Source organism: Streptomyces flavofungini, assembly GCF_041028215.1.
GTDB lineage: Bacteria > Actinomycetota > Actinomycetes > Streptomycetales > Streptomycetaceae > Streptomyces > Streptomyces flavofungini_B.
The window spans coordinates 1-2097 of the sequence record NZ_JASKYR010001123.1; the positions used below are offsets into that span (position 1 = coordinate 1).

The 2097-nt window shown below is 72.0% G+C and carries 1 protein-coding gene; it reads left to right on the forward strand.

Annotated features, from left to right (window positions below):
- Positions 1-2097: glycoside hydrolase family 2 TIM barrel-domain containing protein (locus AB8Z36_RS38995; RefSeq protein WP_369218099.1), on the forward strand; the 2097-nt coding region annotated here is incomplete at both ends.

Genomic DNA, 2097 nt, shown 5'->3' on the forward strand with positions numbered 1-2097 from the left:
TCCCCACGGAGAACCCCACCGCCGACCACCGCCGCACCTTCGACCTCCCCGCGGACTGGCCCGCGTCCGGCGAGACGGTCCTCCGTTTCGACGGCGTCGAGTCCTTCGCCCGCGTCCGGCTCAACGGCACGGAGCTCGGCAGCTTCAAGGGCTCCCGGCTCCCCCACGAGTTCGCCGTGGCCGAGCTGCTGCGCCCCACGGGCAACGTCCTCGACGTCCGCGTCCACCAGTGGTCCTCCGGGTCCTACCTGGAGGACCAGGACCAGTGGTGGCTCCCCGGCATCTTCCGCGACGTCACCCTTCTGCACCGCCCGGAAGGCTCCCCGGGCGACCATCACGTACAGGCCTGGTACGACCACCGCGCCGGAACCGGCACCCTCCGCGTCGAGACCGACGTCCCCGGCCGGGTCACCGTCCCCGAACTCGGCGTCGACATCGCCACCGGTGAATCCGTCACCGTGCCCGTCGAGCCCTGGACCGCCGAGACCCCCCGGCTCTACGAGGGCATCCTCGCCACCCTGGGCGAACGCGTCCCCCTCCGCGTCGGCTTCCGCACGGTCGTCCTCGAAGACGGGCTGATGAAGGTCAACGGACGCCCCGTCCTCTTCCGGGGCGTCAACCGCCACGAGTTCCACCCGGAGACCGGCCGCGCCCTCGACGCCGAGACCATGCGCGCGGACATCCTGCTCATGAAGCGGCACAACATCAACGCCGTCCGCACCAGTCACTATCCGCCCCACCCCGCCTTCCTGGACCTCTGCGACGAACTCGGCCTCTGGGTCATCGACGAGTGCGACCTGGAGACCCACGGGTTCCACGCCCTGGACTGGCGCGGCAACCCCGTCGACGACGACCGCTGGACCCCCGCCCTCCTCGACCGCGCCGCCCGTATGGTCGAGCGCGACAAGAACCACCCCTCGGTCGTCATGTGGTCACTGGGCAACGAGTGCGACGCGGGCCGTGGCCTGACCGCCATGGCCCGGTGGATCAAATCCCGCGACGGCAGCCGTCTCCTCCACTACGAGGGCGACCTGTCGAGCGCCGACGTCGACGTCTACTCCCGCATGTACGCCGACCACGAGGAGGTCGAGGAGATCGGGCGGCGGGAGGACCACGGCCCCGACGAGCGCGCCCGCCTCCCCTTCATCCTCTGCGAGTACGCGCACGCCATGGGCAACGGACCCGGCGGACTCAGCGAGTACCAGCGGCTCTTCGAGACGTACGAGCGACTCCAGGGCGGCTTCGTCTGGGAGTGGATCGACCACGGCATCGCCCACCCCGACCACGGCTTCGCCTACGGCGGCGACTTCGGCGAGGAGCTCCACGACGGCAACTTCGTCTGCGACGGCCTCGTCTTCCCCGACCGTACGCCCTCCCCCGGCCTCATCGAGTACAAGAAGGTGATCGAGCCCGTCCGCATCGAGGGCGACGGGCCCGAGGGGACCGTCCGGATCACCAACCGCCATGACTTCGCCGACCTCTCCCACCTCGCCTTCACCTGGTCCTACGAGGTGGACGGCGCCCCCGTCGCCGAGGGAACGCTGAGCGTGCCGCCCCTCGCGCCCGGCGAGCGGACCGACGTCGGCCTTCCGCCCGCCCCGACGCGCGGCAAGGACGCCGAGACCCAGTGGACCGTACGGGCCGTCCTCGCCGAGGACACCGCGTGGGCACCGCGCGGACACGTCGTCGCCTGGGGCCAGCTGCCCGTCGAGATCGGCATGATCCAGTCCGTCCCCGGCGGCACACCCCCCGCCCGCGACGGCCGCCGCATCACCCTCGGACCCGCCGCCTTCGACCGCCACGGCACCCTGCTCTCCCTCGGCGACCTGGACATCCGTGACCTGCGCCTGGACGTGTGGCGGGCACCCACCGACAACGACAACGGCATGCCCTGGCACCCCGAGCCCTCCGTCGCCGACCAGTGGCGCCGCATCGGCCTCCACCGCGTCCACCACCGGCTCGACGGCGTGGAGTTGGGCSAGGACGCGCTGACCGTACGCACCCGCGTCGCCCCCGCCGCGAGCGACCTCGGGCTCGGCGTCAGCTACCGCTGGACCTCCGACGGCGTCCGCCTCCGCCTCGCCGTCTCCGTGACGC